This window comes from Enterobacter cloacae complex sp. 394I7 (genome assembly GCF_057320345.1).
Genome location: NZ_JBXWCR010000001.1, coordinates 2001601 through 2021499 on the forward strand (window position 1 = coordinate 2001601; position 19899 = coordinate 2021499).

At 57.0% G+C, this 19899-nt stretch carries 14 protein-coding genes; 12 read left to right on the plus strand and 2 right to left on the minus strand.

Going from position 1 to position 19899, the window contains the following annotated elements:
- Nucleotides 1-509: 509 nt before the first annotated feature.
- The 9 genes from AC2FAP_RS09740 (at nucleotide 510) to yegS (ending at nucleotide 14585) form a co-directional block, all read left to right on the plus strand.
- Nucleotides 510-1718 carry an MdtA/MuxA family multidrug efflux RND transporter periplasmic adaptor subunit gene (locus AC2FAP_RS09740; protein ID WP_020883246.1) on the plus strand — a complete coding sequence of 403 codons (1209 nt, stop codon included), beginning with the start codon at nucleotides 510-512 and terminating at the stop codon, nucleotides 1716-1718.
- The gene (locus tag AC2FAP_RS09745) at nucleotides 1718-4840 is read left to right on the plus strand and encodes an MdtB/MuxB family multidrug efflux RND transporter permease subunit (RefSeq protein WP_449541842.1); all 3123 of its coding nucleotides are present in this window, start codon (nucleotides 1718-1720) and stop codon (nucleotides 4838-4840) included. Before AC2FAP_RS09740 ends, AC2FAP_RS09745 begins: the two co-directional genes overlap by 1 nt.
- Nucleotides 4841-7918, plus strand: a complete 3078-nt coding sequence (gene mdtC, locus AC2FAP_RS09750) for a multidrug efflux RND transporter permease subunit MdtC (RefSeq protein ID WP_126547633.1) — start codon at nucleotides 4841-4843, stop codon at nucleotides 7916-7918.
- A complete protein-coding gene (mdtD, locus tag AC2FAP_RS09755; RefSeq protein ID WP_449541841.1) occupies nucleotides 7919-9334 on the plus strand; it encodes an MFS transporter in 1416 nt (471 codons plus the stop codon).
- Complete coding sequence (gene baeS, locus AC2FAP_RS09760) at nucleotides 9331-10734, plus strand: envelope stress sensor histidine kinase BaeS (RefSeq protein ID WP_020883244.1); 1404 nt, start codon at nucleotides 9331-9333, stop codon at nucleotides 10732-10734. Before mdtD ends, baeS begins: the two co-directional genes overlap by 4 nt.
- On the plus strand, nucleotides 10731-11453 hold the full coding sequence (gene baeR / locus AC2FAP_RS09765) for an envelope stress response regulator BaeR (protein WP_014170852.1): 723 nt from the start codon (nucleotides 10731-10733) through the stop codon (nucleotides 11451-11453). Before baeS ends, baeR begins: the two co-directional genes overlap by 4 nt.
- Before the next feature lie 135 nt (nucleotides 11454-11588).
- Nucleotides 11589-11921, plus strand: a complete 333-nt coding sequence (locus tag AC2FAP_RS09770; RefSeq protein ID WP_014170853.1) for a YegP family protein — start codon at nucleotides 11589-11591, stop codon at nucleotides 11919-11921.
- 154 nt (nucleotides 11922-12075) lie between these two features.
- On the plus strand, nucleotides 12076-13437 hold the full coding sequence (gene trhP / locus AC2FAP_RS09775) for a prephenate-dependent tRNA uridine(34) hydroxylase TrhP (RefSeq protein WP_014170855.1): 1362 nt from the start codon (nucleotides 12076-12078) through the stop codon (nucleotides 13435-13437).
- A gap of 248 nt (nucleotides 13438-13685) precedes the next feature.
- The gene (yegS, locus tag AC2FAP_RS09780) at nucleotides 13686-14585 is read left to right on the plus strand and encodes a lipid kinase YegS (RefSeq protein WP_014170856.1); all 900 of its coding nucleotides are present in this window, start codon (nucleotides 13686-13688) and stop codon (nucleotides 14583-14585) included.
- 54 nt (nucleotides 14586-14639) lie between these two features.
- On the opposite strand, the gene fbaB is transcribed toward yegS, so the two are convergent.
- Nucleotides 14640-15692, minus strand: a complete 1053-nt coding sequence (gene fbaB, locus AC2FAP_RS09785; RefSeq protein ID WP_014170857.1) for a class I fructose-bisphosphate aldolase — start codon at nucleotides 15690-15692, stop codon at nucleotides 14640-14642.
- Nucleotides 15693-15943: 251 nt separating this feature from the next.
- Here fbaB and AC2FAP_RS09790 point away from each other — a divergent pair, with 251 nt between their 5' ends.
- The 3 genes from AC2FAP_RS09790 to AC2FAP_RS09800 are packed head-to-tail and all read left to right on the plus strand — an operon-like array spanning nucleotide 15944 to nucleotide 19172.
- A complete protein-coding gene (locus AC2FAP_RS09790; RefSeq protein ID WP_449541840.1) occupies nucleotides 15944-17221 on the plus strand; it encodes a nucleoside permease in 1278 nt (425 codons plus the stop codon).
- Nucleotides 17218-18222 carry an ADP-ribosylglycohydrolase family protein gene (locus AC2FAP_RS09795; RefSeq protein ID WP_020883237.1) on the plus strand — a complete coding sequence of 335 codons (1005 nt, stop codon included), beginning with the start codon at nucleotides 17218-17220 and terminating at the stop codon, nucleotides 18220-18222. The genes AC2FAP_RS09790 and AC2FAP_RS09795 overlap by 4 nt, the downstream gene beginning before the upstream one ends.
- A complete protein-coding gene (locus tag AC2FAP_RS09800) occupies nucleotides 18219-19172 on the plus strand; it encodes a PfkB family carbohydrate kinase (RefSeq protein ID WP_449541839.1) in 954 nt (317 codons plus the stop codon). The genes AC2FAP_RS09795 and AC2FAP_RS09800 overlap by 4 nt, the downstream gene beginning before the upstream one ends.
- On the opposite strand, the gene AC2FAP_RS09805 is transcribed toward AC2FAP_RS09800, so the two are convergent.
- Nucleotides 19146-19892, minus strand: a complete 747-nt coding sequence (locus AC2FAP_RS09805) for a GntR family transcriptional regulator (protein ID WP_485452913.1) — start codon at nucleotides 19890-19892, stop codon at nucleotides 19146-19148. The two genes, AC2FAP_RS09800 and AC2FAP_RS09805, sit on opposite strands and share 27 nt — an antisense overlap.
- Nucleotides 19893-19899: the final 7 nt, after the last annotated feature.

Consider the following 19899-nt stretch of genomic DNA (forward strand, 5'->3'; position numbering starts at 1 on the left):
ACATTTTTAAAATAAAAATCTATAATCATAGCAATTTTAGGCAATTTAAACTGTTTTAGCTTTTTGATACAAATCAAAAGTGGTGCATTGAAAGGAATAACAAAAACATATTTCAAATCAAATAAATACGTCACATTGCAAAAAATCATTAGTTTGTTAATGATTTGATAACAAGATGAAAAATATTGGTATAACAGAGAATATTCCGATCCTTACATGATGAATAATGGAATTTTCCTAAAGACAAATTAAATAATAAAACCAATTGTTATCTTTCTCCGTTTCTCACCCGGCAGATAAATAATAAGAATATTTCAGGTGGCAGGGAATATTCCTGGTAAATTATGCACTGGCAATTGATCCGATTTGAAGGCCGCCTCACGCCGCGCCCCTTCCCCTGCCAATCAGACAAATCCAGACAGTCTTCCATATTTCCTCCATTTTTCTGCCGTGTTGCCTGACTAAACTAGTATCATTCCCCGAAGTATTCAGGATGAGAACGTATAACGATGAAAGGCAGTAACAAATCCCGCTGGGCAATCGCCGCTGGCATCATTGTGGTGGCTCTTGCCGCCGCCTGGTTCTGGCACAATCACTCTTCTGACACTTCCGCAGGTGCCAGCAGCCCATCACAGCGTCCCGCGAGTGGCGGACGTCACGGCATGCGCGGCGGTGCGCTGGCTCCCGTTCAGGCGGCTACTGCGGTAAATAAAGCGGTGCCCCGTTATCTCTCCGGGCTGGGAACCATTACCGCCGCCAACACCGTTACGGTTCGCAGCCGTGTGGACGGGCAACTGATGGCGCTTCACTTCCAGGAAGGCCAGCAGGTTAAAGCCGGGGACTTACTGGCAGAAATTGACCCAAGCCAGTTTAAAGTCACCCTCGCGCAGGCGCAGGGCCAGCTCGCGAAAGACAAGGCCACGCTCGCGAACGCCCGACGCGATTTGGCACGCTATCAGCAACTGGTGAAAACCAACCTGGTATCGCGTCAGGAACTGGATACGCAGCAGTCTCTGGTCAGCGAAGCGCTGGGCACCCTTAAAGCCGACGAAGCCGCCGTGGCCAGCGCACAGTTACAGCTCGACTGGAGCCGCATCACCGCCCCGATTGACGGCCGCGTCGGTCTGAAGCAGGTTGATATTGGCAACCAGATTTCCAGCGGCGATACCACCGGTATCGTGGTCATCACCCAGACGCATCCTGTCGATTTAGTCTTTACCCTGCCGGAGAGCGACATCGCAACCGTGGTTCAGGCGCAAAAAGCCGGCAAAGGGCTGGTTGTGGAGGCCTGGGATCGCACCAACAAGCAAAAATTGAGCGAAGGCACCCTGCTCAGTCTGGATAACCAGATTGACACCACCACCGGCACCATCAAGTTAAAAGCCCGCTTTAACAATCAGGATGATGCGCTTTTCCCGAATCAGTTCGTGAATGCGCGGATGCTGGTCGCAACGCAGGAAAATGCGGTCGTTATCCCAACGGCGGCGCTGCAGATGGGCAACGAAGGGAACTTTGTCTGGGTGCTTAACAGTGAGAATAACGTCAGCAAGCATCTGGTGAAAACCGGCATTCAGGACAGCCAGACGGTGGTGATCAGCGCCGGCCTTTCCGCAGGTGACCGCGTGGTTACCGACGGTATTGATCGTCTCACCGAGGGGGCGAAAGTCGAAGTGGTTGAAGGCCAGCAACAGCCTGCTAAGCAGGGAGCGACTTCCTGATGCAGGTTATGCCCCCGAGCTCTACAGGTGGGCCTTCACGCCTGTTTATTCTGCGCCCTGTTGCCACCACGCTGTTAATGGTGGCGATCCTGCTGGCCGGGATTATTGGCTATCGCTTCCTGCCCGTCTCGGCGCTGCCGGAAGTGGATTATCCCACCATCCAGGTGGTCACCCTTTATCCGGGTGCGAGCCCGGATGTGGTGACGTCTGCCATCACCGCGCCGCTGGAGCGCCAGTTTGGTCAGATGTCTGGCCTGAAGCAAATGTCCTCGCAAAGCTCCGGCGGAGCATCCGTGGTGACGCTGCAGTTCCAGCTTACGCTCTCACTCGACGTTGCCGAACAGGAAGTACAGGCCGCGATTAACGCAGCCACCAACCTGCTGCCATCGGACCTGCCCAATCCACCGGTCTACAGCAAAGTAAACCCGGCGGATCCGCCGATCATGACGCTCGCCGTCACCTCCTCCGCCATGCCGATGACTCAGGTCGAAGACATGGTCGAAACGCGCGTGGCACAGAAAATTTCACAGGTCTCTGGCGTGGGGCTGGTTACGCTTGCCGGCGGTCAACGTCCGGCGGTGCGCGTGAAGCTCAACGCCCAGGCCATTGCCGCGCTGGGCCTTACCAGCGAAACCATCCGCAGCGCCATCAGTAACGCCAACGTCAACTCGGCGAAAGGCTCGCTTGATGGCCCAACCCGGGCCGTGACCCTCTCGGCGAACGATCAAATGCAGTCTGCGGATGAATATCGACAGCTGATCGTCGCGTACCAGAACGGTGCGCCGGTGCGTCTGGGCGATGTGGCAACCGTTGAGCAAGGTGCGGAAAACAGCTGGCTCGGCGCCTGGGCCAACAAACAGCAGGCAATCGTGATGAACGTCCAGCGCCAGCCGGGTGCTAATATCATTGAAACCGCAGACAGCATTCGCACCATGCTGCCGCAGCTGATTGAAAGCCTGCCCAGGTCAGTGAGCGTGAAAGTGCTGTCTGACCGGACCACCAATATTCGCGCGTCCGTGACTGACACCCAGTTTGAACTGATGCTGGCGATTGCGCTGGTGGTGATGATCATCTACCTGTTCCTGCGTAACGTGCCGGCGACCCTCATTCCTGCCGTCGCCGTGCCGCTCTCACTGGTGGGAACATTTGCCGTCATGGTGTTCCTCGATTTTTCGATAAACAACCTGACGCTGATGGCCCTTACCATTGCCACCGGCTTTGTGGTCGATGACGCTATCGTTGTTATCGAGAACATCTCGCGCTATATCGAAAAAGGCGAAAAACCGTTAGCCGCGGCGCTGAAAGGAGCGGGCGAGATCGGCTTTACCATTATCTCCCTCACCTTCTCACTGATTGCGGTACTGATCCCACTGCTGTTTATGGGCGATATCGTCGGGCGTTTGTTCCGCGAATTTGCCGTGACGCTGGCCGTCGCCATTCTGATTTCCGCCGTGGTGTCACTGACCCTCACGCCGATGATGTGCGCCCGTATGCTGAGCCACGCCTCCCTGCGCAAGCAAAACCGCTTCTCGCGCGCCTCTGAGCGGATGTTCGAACGCATTATTGCCGCTTACGGACGGGTGCTGGCGAAAGTGCTTAACCATCCATGGGCAACCCTTGGCGTGGCGCTTGGTACGCTGGCGCTCAGCGTTATGCTGTGGATTTTCATCCCGAAAGGTTTCTTCCCGATTCAGGACAACGGCATTATCCAGGGCACGCTTCAGGCACCGCAGACGGTCTCCTTCGCTAACATGGCGCAGCGTCAGCAGCAGGTGTCAGAGATCATCATGAAAGATCCGGCAGTAGAGAGCCTGACGTCGTATGTCGGTGTCGATGGCACCAACCCGTCGCTGAACAGTGCCCGCCTGCAGATCAACCTTAAACCGCTTGACAATCGCGACGACCGCGTGCAAACGGTGATCGAACGCCTGCAAACTGCCGTGGCGCGCGTGCCGGGTATTGAGCTGTACCTCCAGCCGATTCAGGATTTAACCATCGATACCCAGGTGAGCCGTACCCAGTACCAGTTCACGCTGCAGGCCACCACCCTTGATGCGCTCAGCACCTGGGTACCGCAACTGGTGGATAAACTCAACGCCCTGCCGCAGCTCTCGGACGTCAGCAGCGACTGGCAGGACAAAGGGCTGGCGGCGTATGTGAACGTCAACCGCGATACCGCCAGCCGGCTTGGGATCACCATGGCCGACGTGGATAATGCGCTGTATAACGCATTCGGTCAGCGTCTGATCTCCACCATCTATACCCAGGCGAATCAGTATCGCGTGGTGCTGGAACACAACACGGAAAACACGCCCGGCCTGGCCGCGCTCGATTCGGTGCGCCTGACCAGCAAAGACGGGGGCATCGTGCCCCTCAGCGCCATCGCGACGGTGGAAGAGCGCTACACACCGCTGTCGATTAACCATCTGGATCAGTTCCCGTCCACCACCATCTCGTTTAACGTACCGGACGGTTATTCGCTGGGCGAAGCGGTGGAGTCCATTCTGGCCGCAGAGAAGACGCTGAACTTCCCGTCCGATATTCAGACCCAGTTCCAGGGCAGCACGCTGGCGTTCCAGGCCGCGCTGGGCAACACCATCTGGCTGATTGTCGCGGCCGTGGTGGCGATGTATATCGTGCTCGGTGTGCTGTATGAAAGCTTTATTCACCCTATTACCATCCTCTCCACCCTGCCAACGGCGGGCGTGGGGGCACTGCTGGCATTGATGCTGGCGGGGAGCGAGCTGGACGTGATTGCCATCATTGGGATCATCCTGCTTATCGGGATCGTGAAGAAAAACGCCATCATGATGATCGACTTTGCCCTTGCCGCCGAGCGCGAGCAGGGGATGTCGCCGCGCGAGGCAATTTTCCAGGCCTGCCTGCTGCGTTTTCGCCCGATCCTGATGACCACGCTCGCCGCCCTGCTAGGTGCCCTGCCGCTGATGCTCAGTACCGGTGTTGGTGCCGAGCTGCGTCGTCCGCTGGGGATTGGTATGGTCGGTGGCCTGCTGGTAAGCCAGGTCCTGACCCTGTTCACCACGCCGGTCATTTATCTGCTGTTTGACCGTCTGGCGCTGTGGACGAAAAGCCGCTTCCCGAAACGTGAAGAGGAGGCGTAAATGAAGTTTTTCGCCCTCTTCATTTATCGCCCGGTGGCGACGATTTTACTCTCACTCGCCATCACCCTGTGCGGCGTCCTGGGCTTCCGGCTGCTGCCGGTGGCCCCGCTGCCGCAGGTGGATTTCCCGGTGATCATGGTCAGCGCCTCGCTGCCCGGTGCATCACCGGAAACCATGGCCTCGTCGGTTGCCACACCGCTGGAACGTTCACTCGGGCGAATTGCCGGGGTCAACGAGATGACCTCCAGCAGCTCGCTTGGCAGCACGCGCATCATTCTGGAATTCAGCTTCGACCGGGATATTAACGGCGCCGCGCGCGATGTGCAGGCGGCGATCAACGCCGCGCAGAACCTGCTACCGAGCGGGATGCCGGGCCGTCCGACATACCGTAAAGCGAACCCGTCCGATGCGCCGATCATGATCCTGACGCTTACCTCGGACACCTATTCGCAGGGGCAGCTGTACGATTTCGCCTCCACCCAACTGGCGCAGACTCTTGCCCAGATTAACGGCGTGGGTGATGTCAGCGTTGGCGGAAGCTCTCTGCCCGCCGTGCGCGTGGGCTTAAACCCGCAGGCGCTGTTTAACCAGGGTGTTTCACTGGACGATGTGCGCTCCGCCATCAGCAATGCAAACGTGCGCAAACCGCAGGGGGCCATTGAGGACAGTAGCCACCGCTGGCAGATCCAGACTAACGATGAGCTGAAAACCGCTGCGGAATACCAGCCGCTGATCATTCACTACAACAACGGTGCGGCGGTGCGCCTGAGCGATGTCGCGAGCGTCACCGACTCGGTGCAGGACGTGCGCAACGCAGGGATGACCAACGCCAAACCGGCCATTTTGCTGATGATCCGCAAGCTGCCGGAAGCCAATATTATTGAGACGGTGAACGGTATCCGCGCGAGATTGCCGGAACTCCAGCAGACCATCCCGGCGGCGATCGATCTGCAGATTGCCCAGGATCGCTCCCCCACCATTCGCGCCTCGCTTGAAGAGGTAGAGCAGACGCTTGTGATCTCCGTTGCGCTGGTGATTCTGGTGGTCTTCCTGTTTCTGCGTTCAGGCCGGGCCACGCTGATCCCTGCGGTGGCAGTGCCTGTCTCGCTGATCGGGACCTTCGCGGCGATGTACCTGTGCGGATTTAGCCTTAACAACCTGTCGCTGATGGCGCTGACGATTGCCACCGGCTTCGTGGTGGATGACGCCATTGTGGTGCTGGAGAACATCTCGCGCCATCTGGAGGCGGGGATGAAACCGCTGCAGGCCGCGCTGCAGGGAACGCGAGAAGTGGGCTTTACGGTACTGTCGATGAGCCTGTCGCTGGTGGCGGTGTTCCTGCCGTTACTGCTGATGGGCGGCCTGCCTGGCCGGCTGTTACGGGAATTTGCCGTCACGCTCTCGGTCGCCATCGGTATTTCATTGATCGTGTCTCTCACGCTCACGCCGATGATGTGCGGCTGGATGTTAAAACGCAGCAAGCCCCACTCTCAGCCGCGCCGTAAGGGGTTTGGTCGCTTCCTGCTGGCGATGCAGGAGAGCTATGGCAAGTCCCTGAAGTGGGTGCTGAGGCATACGCGCATCGTCGGCCTGGTGCTGATTGGCACCATCGTGCTCAACGTCTGGATGTACATTACTATCCCGAAAACCTTCTTCCCGGAGCAGGACACCGGGGTGCTGATGGGTGGGATCCAGGCAGACCAGAGTATTTCGTTTCAGGCCATGCGCGGCAAGCTGCAGGACTTTATGAAGATCATCCGCGAAGATAAAGCGGTAGATAACGTGACCGGCTTTACCGGCGGTTCGCGGGTGAACAGCGGGATGATGTTTATCACCCTGAAGCCGCGTGACGAGCGCAATGAAACCGCCCAGCAGGTTATCGATCGCCTGCGCGTTAAGCTCGCCAAAGAGCCGGGCGCTAATCTGTTTTTGATGGCCGTTCAGGATATCCGCGTCGGCGGGCGTCAGGCTAACGCCAGCTATCAATACACGTTACTCTCTGACGATTTAGCCGCCCTGCGCGAGTGGGAGCCTAAGATCCGCAAGGCGCTGGCCGCCCTGCCACAGCTGGCGGACGTTAACTCCGATCAGCAGGACAACGGCGCAGAAATGGCGCTGACCTACAATCGCGAAACCATGTCACGTCTGGGGATTAACGTCGATGCCGCCAACAGCCTGCTGAACAATGCCTTCGGCCAGCGTGAGATTTCCACCATCTACCAGCCCATGAACCAATACAAGGTGGTGATGGAGGTGGACCCGCGTTACACCCAGGACATCAGCGCGCTGGACAACATGTTTGTGATTAATAACGACGGTAAGGCGATCCCGCTCTCTTACTTTGCCAGCTGGCAGCCGGCGAATGCGCCGCTGTCGGTGAACCACCAGGGCCTTTCGGCGGCATCGACCATCTCCTTTAACCTGCCAGCCGGTTCGTCCCTCTCTGAGGCCAGCGATGCGATCAACCGTGCGATGACCCAGCTTGGCGTGCCGTCCACGGTACGCGGCAGTTTTGCCGGTACCGCGCAGGTGTTCCAGGAGACGATGAATTCGCAGGTGATTTTGATTCTGGCCGCCATTGCGACAGTCTATATCGTGCTGGGCGTGCTTTATGAAAGCTACGTCCATCCGCTGACCATTCTCTCCACGCTGCCGTCGGCGGGCGTCGGGGCGCTGCTGGCGCTGGAGCTGTTCGGCGCGCCCTTCAGCCTGATTGCGCTGATTGGTATCATGCTGTTAATTGGCATCGTGAAGAAAAACGCCATCATGATGGTGGACTTCGCGCTGGACGCCCAGCGAAATGGCAACCTGACGCCAGAAGAGGCCATATTCCAGGCCTGTCTGCTGCGTTTTCGCCCGATCATGATGACCACGCTGGCGGCGCTGTTTGGCGCGCTGCCGCTGGTGATTTCCGGCGGTGACGGCTCAGAATTGCGCCAGCCGCTGGGGATCACCATTGTCGGAGGGCTGGTGATGAGCCAGCTGCTGACGCTCTACACCACGCCGGTGGTCTATCTGTTCTTTGACCGTCTGCGGGTGCGTTTTTCGCGTAAAAACAGAACGACGGTAACCGAATAAATGACCGACCTCCCACGTCACGTGCGCTGGCAGCTGTGGATTGTCGCCTTCGGCTTCTTTATGCAGTCGCTGGATACAACCATCGTCAATACCGCCCTCCCCTCGATGGCAAAAAGCCTGGGGGAGAGTCCGCTGCATATGCATATGGTGATTGTCTCCTATGTATTAACGGTGGCCGTTATGCTTCCGGCCAGCGGCTGGCTGGCGGACAAAGTGGGCGTGCGGAATATCTTTTTCACCGCCATCGTGCTGTTTACCACAGGCTCGCTGTTTTGCGCCCAGGCGAATACGCTGGATCAGCTGGTGATGGCCCGCGCGTTACAGGGCATTGGCGGGGCGATGATGGTGCCTGTCGGGCGGCTGACGGTGATGAAGATTGTGCCCCGCGAGCAGTACATGGCCGCAATGACCTTCGTCACCCTGCCCGGCCAGGTCGGCCCGCTGCTTGGCCCGGCGCTGGGTGGAGTGCTGGTGGAGTATGCCTCCTGGCACTGGATCTTCTTAATCAACCTGCCGGTGGGCATCATCGGCGCGATTGCCACCCTGATGCTGATGCCTAACTACACCATGCAGACCCGGCGCTTTGATTTCCTGGGTTTTATCCTGCTGGCGGCGGGGATGGCGATGCTCACCCTCGCGCTTGATGGCCAAAAAGGCCTCGGGATTTCCGCCCTGACGCTTGGCCTTCTGGTGGCGCTCGGCATTACCGCTATCCTGTGGTATCTCTGGCATGCCAGAGGTAACGAGAGCGCGTTGTTCACGCTCGATCTGTTTAAAAACCCCACCTATCGTCTGGGCCTGTTCGGGAGCTTTGCCGGGCGCATCGGCAGCGGCATGTTGCCCTTTATGACGCCGGTCTTTTTGCAGATTGGAATGGGATTTTCACCGTTTCACGCCGGCTTGATGATGATCCCGATGGTACTTGGCAGCATGGGAATGAAACGCATCGTGGTGCAGGTGGTTAACCGTTTTGGTTATCGCCACGTCCTGGTCGCCGCGACGCTTGGGTTAGCCCTGGTGAGCCTGCTGTTTATGGCCGTGGCGCTGCTGGGCTGGTACTACGCGCTGCCGCTGGTGTTGTTCTGCCAGGGCATAATTAACTCTGTGCGCTTTTCGTCAATGAATACCCTGACGTTAAAAGCACTCCCGGATGACCTGGCGAGCAGCGGAAACAGCCTGCTGTCGATGATCATGCAGCTCTCCATGAGCGTAGGGGTGACCCTTGCCGGTTTACTGCTCGGCATGTACGGACAGCATCATCTTAGCGTCGACACGCCGGTCGCCCATCAGGTCTTTTTGTATACCTATCTCAGCATGGCGGTGATTATCGCCCTGCCCGCGTTCATCTTCGCCAGAGTGCCGGATGATACCCGTAAGAACGTCGTTATCCGACACGGCAAAAGGAGTGCACCATGAAATTCTGGCGTCCGGGCATTACCGGTAAACTCTTTGTGGCGATATTTGCCACCTGTATCGTGCTGCTGGTCACCATGCACTGGGCCGTGCGGGTCAGTTTCGAACGGGGTTTTATTGATTACATTAAGCATGGTAATGAACAGCGTTTACAGGGGCTGAGCGATGCGCTGAGCGATCAGTATGCCCTGCACGGTAACTGGCGTTTTCTGCGCAATAACGACCGCTTCGTATTCCAGATCCTGCGCTCGCTTGAGCATGATACCGGTGACGATCGCCCGGGGCCCGGGATGCCGCCGCACGGCTGGCGCACCCAGTTCTGGGTGATAGACCAGGATATGCGCGTACTGGTTGGCCCGCGCGCGCCCATTCCGCCGGATGGCACAAAGCGGGCGATCACAGTGAATAACGCCACCGTCGGCTGGGTGATCGCCTCGCCGGTTGAACGCCTGACGCGCAACACCGATATCAACTTTGATCGCCAGCAGCGCCGCACCAGCTGGTTGATTGTCGCGCTCTCCACCCTGCTGGCCGCGCTCGCGACCTTCCCGCTGGCCCGCGGTCTGCTCGCGCCGGTTAAACGGCTGGTGGAAGGGACGCATAAGCTGGCCGCCGGGGATTTCTCCACCCGCGTCGATACCCGTAGCCAGGACGAACTCGGCAAGCTGGCGCAGGACTTTAACCAGCTCGCCAGCACCCTGGAAAAAAACCAGCAGATGCGACGCGATTTTATGGCTGATATTTCCCATGAACTCCGCACGCCGCTGGCGGTGCTGCGCGGCGAGCTGGAAGCTATTCAGGACGGCGTGCGTCAGTTCACTCCCGAATCGGTGGCCTCGCTGCAGGCGGAAGTGGGCACGCTGACCAAACTGGTCGATGACCTCCACCAGCTCTCCATGTCGGACGAAGGCGCGCTGGCCTACCAGAAAGCGCCCGTCGATGTGATAAACGTGCTGGAGGTGGTAAGCGGTGCCTTCCGCGAACGTTTCGCCAGCCGCAACCTGAAAATCGATCTCTCACTGCCTGACAGTGCCGTGGTGTTTGGCGACAAAGACCGCCTGATGCAGCTGTTCAACAATCTGCTGGAAAATAGCCTGCGCTACACCGACAGCGGCGGTGGCCTGCATATTTCCGGCAAACAAGAAAACGGGCATTTTGCCCTGACCTTTGCGGATTCAGCCCCCGGCGTGCAGGATGCACAGCTGGAAAAACTGTTTGAGCGATTTTATCGCACCGAAGGCTCCCGCAATCGCGCCAGCGGCGGGTCCGGTCTGGGACTGGCGATTTGCGTAAACATCGTCGAGGCCCATAATGGCACGATCCGCGCCGCCCATTCGCCTTTTGGCGGGGTAAGCATTACAGTAGAGTTACCTCTGGAACGGGATTTATCGAGAGAAGCATGACCGAGTTACCGATTGACGAAAACACGCCACGCATTTTGATTGTCGAAGACGAGCCGAAGCTCGGGCAGTTACTGATCGACTATTTACGCGCGGCAAGCTATGCCCCCACGCTTATCAGCCATGGCGATCAGGTGCTGCCTTATGTGCGCCAGACGCCGCCGGACCTGATCCTGCTGGATCTGATGCTCCCCGGAACCGATGGCCTGACCCTGTGCCGGGAAATTCGTCGCTTCTCAGACGTGCCGGTGGTGATGGTGACGGCGAAAATCGAAGAGATCGACCGCCTGCTGGGCCTCGAAATTGGCGCGGATGATTACATCTGCAAGCCATACAGCCCACGTGAAGTGGTCGCGCGCGTAAAAACCATTCTGCGCCGCTGTAAGCCCCATCGTGAACTGCAGGTACTGGACGCGGAAAGCCCACTTATCGTCGATGAAAGCCGCTTCCAGGCGAGCTGGCGCGGCAAGCTGCTGGATCTCACCCCCGCCGAATTCCGCCTGTTGAAAACCCTCTCCCACGAGCCGGGGAAGGTCTTCTCCCGCGAGCAACTGCTGAACCGTCTGTATGATGATTACCGGGTCGTGACTGACCGTACCATCGACAGCCATATTAAAAACCTGCGCCGCAAGCTGGAAGCGCTCGATGCGGAGCAGTCATTTATCCGCGCGGTGTATGGCGTGGGCTACCGATGGGAAGCGGATGCCTGCAGGATAGCCTGAGCATTTAGCTTACCGAACCCGCCTGCTGGCGGGTTTTTCATTTCTGGAAAGCAACGAAGAATCAACCATACTCACATTACCGGTTCGCTTATTGATAACTGGTGCAGATAATTCCACTTCGTTCAAGGAGTTCCTATGTCTGGTTGGTTCGAGTTAAACAAAAGCAGTGATGGTCAGTTCAGGTTTGTTCTCAAAGCAGGAAACGGAGAAACGATCCTGACCAGTGAGCTTTACACCACCAAAAATTCCGCCGAAAACGGTATCGCCTCCGTTCGCACCAATAGCCCTTCTGATGAACGTTATGAGAAGAAAGTGGCCACCAACGGTAAATTCCACTTCAATCTGAAGGCCGGGAATCATCAGGTTATTGGCAGCAGCCAGATGTATGCCTCGGAACAGTCGCGAGATAAAGGCATCGCGTCGGTCAAAACTAACGGTTCAAGCCAGACGGTAAAAGACAATACCTGACGACACGCCTCCGGCCGGGTTAGCGATGGTACGACCCGGCGCTTTACCTCCCTGTCCCTCAGCGCTACAATGCCCGCCCTTAGAGTGGGGGATCTCCCCTTACCGCTGCACCTGGTGCATGCGGATCTGACCTGTCATCAGAACGAGAACAAACATGTTTAAACCGGAACTCCTTTCCCCGGCGGGAACGCTGCAAAATATGCGTTACGCTTTCGCCTATGGCGCTGACGCCGTCTATGCTGGCCAGCCGCGCTACTCACTGCGCGTGCGTAACAATGAATTCAACCATGAGAACCTGCAACTCGGCATTAACGAAGCACATGCCCTGGGCAAAAAATTCTACGTGGTGGTCAACATTGCGCCGCATAACGCCAAGCTGAAAACGTTCATCCGCGATCTGAAGCCGGTGGTTGATATGGGACCGGACGCGCTGATCATGTCGGACCCGGGTTTAATCATGCTGGTTCGGGAGAACTTCCCGGAGATGGATATTCACCTCTCCGTTCAGGCCAACGCCGTTAACTGGGCAACGGTGAAATTCTGGAAACAGATGGGGCTGACCCGCGTCATTCTGTCTCGTGAACTTTCGCTGGAAGAGATTGAAGAGATCCGCACGCAGGTGCCGGATATGGAAATCGAAATCTTCGTTCACGGCGCGCTGTGCATGGCCTACTCCGGTCGTTGCCTGCTCTCGGGATATATCAACAAGCGTGACCCGAACCAGGGTACCTGCACCAACGCCTGCCGCTGGGAATATAACGTTCAGGAAGGCAAAGAAGACGACATCGGCAATATCGTCCACAAACATGAGCCGATCCCGGTGACCAACGTGGAGCCAACCTTAGGCATCGGCGCGCCAACTGACAGCGTGTTCATGATTGAAGAAGCCAAACGTCCGGGTGAGTACATGACCGCCTTTGAAGACGAGCATGGCACTTACATCATGAACTCCAAAGACCTGCGTGCGATTGCGCACGTTGAGCGTCTGACGCAGATGGGCGTGCATTCCCTGAAAATTGAAGGCCGTACCAAGTCCTACTACTACTGCGCGCGTACTGCTCAGGTGTACCGTAAAGCCATCGACGATGCCGCTGCCGGTAAACCGTTCGATACCAGCCTGCTGGAAACCCTGGAAGGCCTGGCGCATCGCGGTTATACCGAAGGTTTCCTGCGTCGTCACACCCATGACGATTACCAGAACTACGAACACGGCTATTCCGTTTCCGAGCGTCAGCAGTTTGTCGGTGATTTTACCGGTGAGCGCAAAGGTGCGCTGGCCGCCGTGGCGGTGAAGAACAAATTCACCAAAGGCGACAGCCTGGAGTTAATGACCCCGCAGGGCAACATGAACTTCACCCTGGAACATCTGGAAAACGGTAAAGGCGAAGCAATTGACGTGGCGCCAGGCAACGGCCATACCGTCTGGCTGCCGGTACCCGAAGAAGTGGAGCTGGAGTTTGCGCTGCTGATGCGTAATTTCAACGGTGAAAGTACCCGTAACCCGCACAGTAAATAGTCAAGCAGGGAAATTTTTTCGCGCTGGGATAATTCTTAGAATCGGATCACATACCGCTTCGTTCAATACGGGTATTATCCCCCCGCTGAAAAACATAACCCATAAATGCTAGCTGTACCAGGAACCACCTCCTTAGCCTGCGTAATCTCCCTTACGCGGGCTTATTTTTTGCCTTTCATCCTGTTCTTACCCGCTTTTTTCCTCCCTGCTATACACTCTTACTAACGCTAAAAAAGGGAGCAGCGCGGATGGCAATCTATCCAGACAGTTTATTGATTCTCAATGGCAAAAGTGCGGGCAACGATTTGTTGCGCCAGGCAGTGACGGATTTGCGTGAAGACGGTGCGCGTATACACGTGCGAGTGACGTGGGAAAAAGGTGATGCGGCACGCTATATCGACGAAGGTCTGAAGCTCGGGGTCGAAACCATTATTTCTGGCGGGGGCGATGGCACCATTAATGAAATTGCCGGCGCTCTGATAGATCTTCCCGCAACCGACCGCCCGGTGATGGGCATTTTGCCGCTCGGTACGGCCAACGATTTCGCCACCAGCGCCGGAATCCCCGAAGAACTGGGAAAAGCCCTGCAGCTGGCTATCCTCGGCAAAGCCACCGCCGTGGATATTGCTCAGGTGAATGAAAAAACCTGTTTTATTAATATGGCGACCGGTGGATTCGGGACGCGCATTACCAGCGAAACCCCTGAAAAGCTGAAGGCAGCGCTGGGCGGCGTCTCGTATCTGATCCATGGCCTGATGCGCATGGATACCCTGAAGCCGGACCGCTGTGAGATTCACGGCGAGAACTTTCAGTGGCAGGGTGATGCGCTGGTGATTGGTATCGGCAATGGCCGTCAGGCCGGTGGCGGACAGCAGTTATGCCCGGAGGCGCTGATCAATGATGGTCAGTTACAGCTGCGTATTTTCACGGGTGATGGCCTGCTGCCTGCGCTGTTTACCACCCTGACCCAGCCAGAAGAGAGCCCGAATATTATTGCCGGTAAATCCGCGTGGTTTGAAGTGAATGCCCCACACGGCATGACGTTTAATCTTGACGGAGAGCCGCTGAGCGGGAAGCAGTTCCGCATTGAGGTGTTACCGGGCGCGCTACAGTGCCGGCTGCCACCGGACTGCCAGCTTCTGCGTTGACAGTGTGGCCGGGCGGCGGTAACGCCTGACCCGGCCAGCGTTTTACAAAAAGTCTTAAGCGATAGTCACTTTGCTGTCCAGGTACACATCCTGCACGGCATTGATCAGCTTCACGCCGTCCGCCATCGATTTTTTAAACGCCTTACGGCCCAGGATCAGCCCCATACCGCCCGCGCGCTTATTGATAACCGCCGTGCGCACCGCGTCGGAGAGATCGGTGTCGCCACCCGCCGCACCACCGGAGTTAATTAACCCGGCACGTCCCATATAGCAGTTCGCCAGCTGATAACGCACCAGGTCGATAGGGTTTTCACTGGTCAGTTTGCTGTAGACCCGGTCATCGGTGTAACCGAAGTTTACCGCTTTATAACCGCCGTTATTTTCCGCCATCTTCTGCTTCACAATATCCGCGCCAATGGTTGCCGCCAGATGGTTCGCCTGGCCGGTCAGGTCGGCAGAAACGTGGTAGTCCACTCCGTCTTTCTTAAATGCGGAGTTACGCAGATACGCCCACAGAACGGTGACCATACCCAGCTCATGCGCGCGTTCGAAGGCAGCAGAAATTTCTTCAATCTGGCGACGTGACTGCTCAGAACCAAAGTAGATCGTCGCCCCGACCGCGACCGCGCCCATATTGAACGCCTGCTCTACGCTGGCGTAAAGCGTCTGATCGTATTCGGTCGGGTAGCTCAGGGTTTCGTTGTGATTCAGTTTGACGAGGAATGGAATGCGGTGGGCATAGCGACGCGATACGGAGGCCAGTACGCCATAGGTGGACGCCACGCAGTTACAGCCCGCTTCTATCGCCAGTTCGACGATGTTCTTCGGATCGAAATACAGCGGGTTCGCCGCAAAGGAGGCGCCCGCGGAGTGCTCAACGCCCTGGTCAACCGGCAGAATAGAAAGATACCCGGTTCCCCCCAGTCGGCCGGTATTATAGAGGGTCTGCATATTTCGCAGTACCGCAGGCGGACGGTTGTTATCAACCATCACGCGGTCGACGTAATCGTGGCCAGGCAGATAAAGCTGGTCGGCTGGAATGGTCATACAACGATGCTGTAAAAGGCTGTCGGCGTCTTTGCCAAGCAACTGCGCAATATCAGTCATGTGATGCTCCCGTAAGCCCGACGTAATGTCGGTGAGTGTTTATCCAGACCCATAGCGTTATGGGCAGACTAAGCCTGGTACCGACTTAACAGATTTTCCACCATTTGCATTTTTTTTCAGCACAATCTGCTGGCTCGATTCGTGTACAACAAAACTGTTACATTGATCAAACAATCACCGCAAAGGTATTTAAAAGGTATTATTAAGTGGTATGTTAAAGGCGTACCCTCTCTGACATGCAGGATTAAACAATGAAAACGAAAGTCCAACTGTCATTCATGATGTTTGTTGAATGGTTTATCTGGGGCGCGTGGTTTGTACCGCTGTGGCTGTGGCTGAGCAAAAGCGGTTTTACCGCCGGGGAAATTGGCTGGTCTTATGCCTGTACCGCGATTGCCGCGATCCTCTCCCCCATTCTGGTGGGTTCATTGACAGACCGCTTTTTCGCTGCGCAGAAAGTACTGGCCGTACTGATGTTCGCCGGTGCCATCGTGATGTACTTCGCCGCACAGCAAACCCTGTTCAGCACCTTTTTCCCGCTGCTGCTGATTTACTCCCTGACCTATATGCCGACCATTGCGCTGACCAACAGTATTGCCTTCGCCAATGTGGATGATGTGGAGGCTGATTTCCCGCGTATCCGCGTGATGGGCACCCTCGGCTGGATCGCCTCGGGACTGGCGTGCGGTTTCCTCCCGCAGATGATGGGCTATAACGACATTTCCGATACCAATATTCCGCTGCTGATGACGGCGGGCAGCTCCGCCCTGCTCGGTGTCTTTGCGCTGTTCCTGCCGAACACCCCGCCGAAGAGTACCGGCAAGATGGATTTCAAAGTCATGCTGGGGCTGGATGCGCTGATCCTGCTGCGCGATAAAAACTTCCTGGTGTTCTTCTTCTGCTCATTTCTGTTCGCAATGCCGCTGGCCTTCTATTACATCTTTGCCAACGGCTATCTCACCGAAGTGGGGATGAAAAACGCCACCGGCTGGATGACGCTCGGCCAGTTCTCCGAAATCTTCTTTATGCTGGCGCTGCCGTTCTTCACCAAACGCTTTGGTATTAAGAAGGTCTTGCTGCTGGGCCTGCTCACCGCCGCCATCCGCTATGGCTTCTTTGTTTACGGTGGTGCCGACCAGTACTTCACCTATGCCCTGCTGTTCCTCGGCATTCTGCTGCATGGCGTGAGTTACGACTTCTACTATGTGACCGCGTATATCTACGTGGATAAAAAAGCGCCGGTGCATATGCGCACCGCCGCACAAGGCCTGATTACGCTGTGCTGTCAGGGGTTTGGTAGCCTGTTAGGTTACCGCCTGGGCGGCGTGATGATGGAAAAAATGTTCGCATACAAAGAGCCGGTGAATGGGTTGACCTTCAACTGGGCCGGAATGTGGGCATTCGGAGGGATCATGATTGCCGTGATCGCCGTGCTGTTTATGCTGTTTTTCCGCGAATCGGACAAAGAGATCACCGCAATTGAGGTGGTTGAAGGCGATACCGCGCTGACACGAGGGGAAGTTAAATGAAACAAGAACGTGTTCTCGGTGCCCTTTACGGGCAAGCGTTAGGGGATGCGATGGGCATGCCGTCGGAGCTTTGGCCGAGAAAGCGCGTCAAAGCGCACTTCGGCTGGATCGACCGTTTTTTACCCGGACCGGCTGAAAATAACGCCGCCTGCTATTTTAAGCAGGCAGAATTCACCGACGATACGTCAATGGCGTTATGCCTGGCGGATGCGATTATCGAATGCGACGGGCAGATCAACGCGGATGTTATCGGCAAACATATTCTGCACTGGGCGGAGTCGTTCGATGCGTTTAACAAGAATGTGTTAGGTCCGACATCGAAGATTGCGCTTAACGCCATTCGTGACGGCAAGCCGGTCAGTGAACTGGAAAACAACGGCGTCACCAACGGTGCGGCGATGCGCGCCTCTCCGCTGGGCTGCCTGCTGCCGGCCACGCGTCTGGAGCACTTTGTCGCAGAGGTGGCGCTGGCCTCAAGCCCGACCCATAAATCCGACCTCGCGATTGCCGGCGCGGTGGTGATAGCCTGGGCGGTGTCGCGTGCCATTGACGGTGAACGCTGGCAGAACATCGTCGATGCCCTGCCAGGCATTGCCCGCTACGCACAGGAAGCGAAAACAACCACCTTCAGCGCATCGCTGGCGGCACGGATTGAGCTCGCCCTTAAGACCGTGCGTGAAGCCAACGGCATCGATTCCGCCAGCGAGCAGGTTTACCAGCTTATTGGCGCGGGCACCAGCACGCTTGAGTCGGTTCCAGCGGCGATTGCGATGGTCGAACTGGCAGGCACCGACCCGAACCGCTGCGCCATTTTGTGCGCCAACCTCGGCGGTGATACGGACACCATCGGCGCGATGGCGACGGCAATCTGCGGTGCGCTTCACGGCGTACAGGCGATTGACCCGGCGTACAAGGAGGAACTCGACGCCGTAAACCGCCTCGACTTTAACCACTACTGTGAAAAACTGCTGCACTTCCGGGAGCAAAGGGAGGGCGTATGAGTGCTTTTGCTGCACGCCTTGAAACACTGCACGCCACTCGCCCGGTCACGGTGTTGGGTGCTGCGGTCATCGACGTGATCGCCGACGCCTATGCCCTGCCCTGGCGCGGGTGTGATATCGAACTCAAACAACAGGGTGTCAATATCGGCGGCTGTGCGCTGAATATTGCTATTGCGCTGAAACGGCTCGGGATCGCCGCGCAAAACGCGCTCCCTGTCGGTCACGGAGTGTGGGCAGACATCATCCGTAACGCCATGGCCAAACAGGATCTGCACAGCGTCATCGACGTAGAAACGGGCGACAACGGCTGGTGTCTGGCGCTGGTCGAACCGGACGGTGAGCGGACCTTTATGTCGTTTAGCGGCGTGGAGAACCAGTGGCAACAGCGCTGGCTGGATGCGCTGCACGTGCCGTCTGAAAGCCTGGTCTACCTCTCAGGCTATCAGCTGGCGTCACCGTGCGGAGAGCGTCTGACGGCCTGGCTGGAAGGCCTGGAAAACATTACCGCGTTTATCGACTTTGGGCCGCGCATTGCCGATATTCCTGATGCGCTGATGGCGCGGATCATGGCCTGTAAGCCGATGGTATCGCTTAATCGCCAGGAAGCCGAGATGGCAGCGGGACGATTTGGCATGGAAGCTGAAACACTCGGCCCGCAGTGGCTACAGCGTTTTGGTTCTGCGCTGATTATTCGCCACGATAAAGACGGTGCCGCCTGGTATGAGGGTGATAAATCGGGCTACGTTCCGGCGTTTCCCGCAACCGTCGTCGACACGATCGGTGCGGGCGACAGCCACGCCGGTGGCACGCTTGCCGGGCTGGCGGCAGGATGGTCGCTGGCTGATGCCGTTACGCTTGGCAATGCAGTGGCAGCCTGGGTCGTTAGCCACCGCGGCGGCGACTGCGCGCCAGGGCGCGAGGCGTTACTCCTCGCACACAAAGACGTATAAATCGCTACGGCAGTAGCTGATGCTGAACTCAATGGGCCGGTTCTGCTGATCAAGTGCAACTTGCTTGATCACCAGCACCGGGATTTTGTCATCCATGCGGATATGCGTCTGAAACTCGCTGTCCGGCATGCGGGCACTGACGCGTGAGCGGGTGCGTTGCGGGAAGATATTCTGGCTACGGAAGTAGTCATACAGGGAAATCCCAATTGCATCCGGATCGTGAATCAACCCTACCGGCACCCAGGACTCCTCAATCGATACGGCGTCATCATCCACATAGCGGATGCGCTTAAGCAAAAAGACCTCGCTCTCCGGCGGCACTGACAGCTGGCTGGCCACCTCTTCCGGGCATTTCACCACCCGTTTATTCACCCACAGCGTGTTGGGCTTTTTGCCGCGCAGCACCACCTGCTGAGAAAAACCGCGCGCTTCCTTGAGCGAGTATTCAAAGATGTTATTGATTTGCGTCCCATAGCCCCGGGCGCGCGTCACTACGCCGTCGGCTTCCAGAGCCTGCATCGCTTTGCGCACGGTAATGCGCGACACGCCGGTTAACTGACTGAGATCGCGCTCGCCGGGCAGTATATTCCCATGCTCCAGCACCCCGTTGCGTACCGCGTTTTTTACCGTTTCGGCAAATTTCAGATACAGCGGCGTGTTGTCCGGGGCGGCAATGCGTTCATTCAGTTGATCGATTAACCGGGTATGCGCTTGTTCCATCTCTGTT